Genomic DNA, 2,431 nt, shown 5'->3' on the forward strand with positions numbered 1-2,431 from the left:
CGGCTGTTGTCGCGACAAATGAACCTTTAAGATCTAGTCTCGCTCCCGCACCGAAAATAATGCCGTTGGGATTGAGCAAAAATAGATTGGCATTACCTAAAACTCCTAACTTACCATAGATGTTAGAAGGATTGCTACCCGTTATTCTGCTAAAAATATTGATAATTCCTTCTGGGTTGCTGAAATAAACACTTCGGTCAGATTCGATATTAAATTCTTGAAAACTGTGGAACAAATTGCTGCCGCGAATCGTACCGCCATCGACGCGATCGGTATTGGTTTCGGCATTTGGCGTGACGGTAGTTCCGACAGTGCGATCGGGTGTTATTTGACCGAAGCTTGGCAGCGCGATCGAAATCTCAACTGGTAACAAACAAAACCAAATCAAGCGCAATTTAGTTAATTTCATAATGGTGTTACTTCCCCGAAAATCTAAGTTTTTCAAATTCTGAATTGATAGCAAAAGGTAAATCGATTAATTGCTACAAGTTAATTCTGTAGGAGAAGTAATCTTATCTTGTGTTACCACCAGTGCTAATTTTCCATCTGAGGTAAAATTCCATCCATTTGCTTCTTGAATTGGGCGATCGGGTTGCCTAGTATTGGTTGTTTCTGACGCTCGATTTCCTCTCGCTTGTAACTGTCCCACAGTTCTCACTTGGGCTGCCTGATAAGGCATCGCTAGACGATCTGGTGTTTCCGATAAACCACCGTTCCCAGTCACCACAAAGCGTCCTTGTTGGCCATTGCGTTGAGTCAAACAACTACTGGCAATTACTGGTGCTTGACTGACCAAAGTATTGGCAGGAAGAACGACCAAATTTTCTGGCTGCAAGTTGAGATTGGAAATGCTCACGTTGCCGCTAATTCCCAATTGCGAAGAAGCGGTAATATTGCTGTCGGCAGACAGAAAAATTCCTGCGGTAGTAATTTGAATGTTGCCGCCGTTTCCTTGCAAAGCATTAGCGGTAATATCGCTATTTTCTAAGCCCACAATGATAGGAGAAACGATCGTCATATTACCCCCATTGCCACTACCACCAGCAGTGGTGCTAACACTACTACCATTACGTGCGATCAGGGTATTAGTTCGCAAATTCATACTACCACCTTCTCCCGAATTAGTGGCTGCTGCAATTGAGCCTGCGCGATCGAGCCGAATAGAATTGGCATTAATCAAAAGATTGCCAGCATTGCCAACTCCTTCATGGCTAACGCTGACAATTCCACCGTTGCTAAGCTGCAATCGTGGAGTGTTGATGATTAAATCTCCCGTGTTACCCGTGGGAAATGGTGGCAACCCATACGTCTGTTGAAAAATGGGAGGAAATACTGTAGCCCCAGCAGTAATTTTGCTGGGTTGACCGGAGGCTGAACCAACGCCGCTTACTTCGATACTAGAGGCAGCATTAATCATCAAGTTACCTGAATTTCCATAGCTTTGAGTAGCAGTGCTGACAGTTGCACCATCCCGCACGCTGAGTCTAGAAGTATCGATCTTGAACTGACCCGTATTTCCGAGATTGAATGATGTCACTCCGATGACGCTAGGAGTAAAAATCAGCGGATTTTCTCCTAATATTTCAATCGATTCAGAAGCGTTGATCGCCAGATCGCCTCCCATTCCAATACCGTAAGTAATAGTTGAGATAGCACCCCCATTTTGGATCGTTAATTGCCTAGCCGAAACTCGCACATCACCACCTTTACCAGAACCATAGTTGAGCGCTGCTATGGCGCTTGCAAATGTGGGCTTAAGTGAGGAAAAACCCAGAATTTGCATAGAATCTTTAGCCTCGATCGATACATTTCCCCCCGCTCCAGCCCCAAAGTTTCTGGCTGTAACTACCGCCCCATCCTGCAATAAAATATTGCGAGCCGACACCACCAAATTACCCCCAGAACCCTTGTCCAAATTGTCGGTACTTAATAAGCTAATGGTAAATCCAGAATTGGTATATCCTTTCATTTCCAAAGACTCGGAAGCATTCACAGTAATATCGCCCGCTCCCGTATTACCTAGATTGAGTATCAGTGCCACAGAACTCTCAGTGAAGCTGATATTTCTACCCTGTAAATGTATGGAACCACCCAACTCACCACTAGCATTAGCAAGGGCTTGTTGGGAAAATCGAATATCGTTAAATTGTTGAATATTGCCATAATCAAAACTCCATTGGGGAGAATTGATATTGAAATTGACAGTGCCGTTACTCGCACTACCGAGTTCGATCTGTCCGGATTCGGCAGTTAATACACCCCCATCTAAAACAAGATCTCCTCCCACCAGTGCTAAGGTGTTGCCAGGAGTAACTCGAATTCCCAGAGGATTGTTACTGGTATCGATCGGTGTGGTTAAGGTTCCAATCAAACGATGTCCTGTGTTCCGAACCGCAATCTCACCTGGGTTTTCTCCCATCTGTAAACCAAC

2 protein-coding genes are annotated in these 2,431 nt (G+C 44.6%); both read right to left on the bottom strand.

Annotated elements, in window-relative coordinates; genetic code table 11:
* On the bottom strand, positions 1 to 409 hold a 409-nt coding region (locus H6S82_RS29145; protein WP_191057170.1), incomplete at its 3' end, for a filamentous hemagglutinin N-terminal domain-containing protein.
* A 66-nt stretch (positions 410 to 475) separates the two neighbouring features.
* A partial coding sequence (locus H6S82_RS29150) for an S-layer family protein (RefSeq protein WP_206756910.1) occupies positions 476 to 2,431 on the bottom strand: 1,956 nt, incomplete at its 5' end.

It is taken from the genome of Planktothrix sp. FACHB-1355 (genome assembly GCF_014748295.1).
GTDB lineage: Bacteria > Cyanobacteriota > Cyanobacteriia > Cyanobacteriales > Aerosakkonemataceae > Aerosakkonema > Aerosakkonema funiforme_A.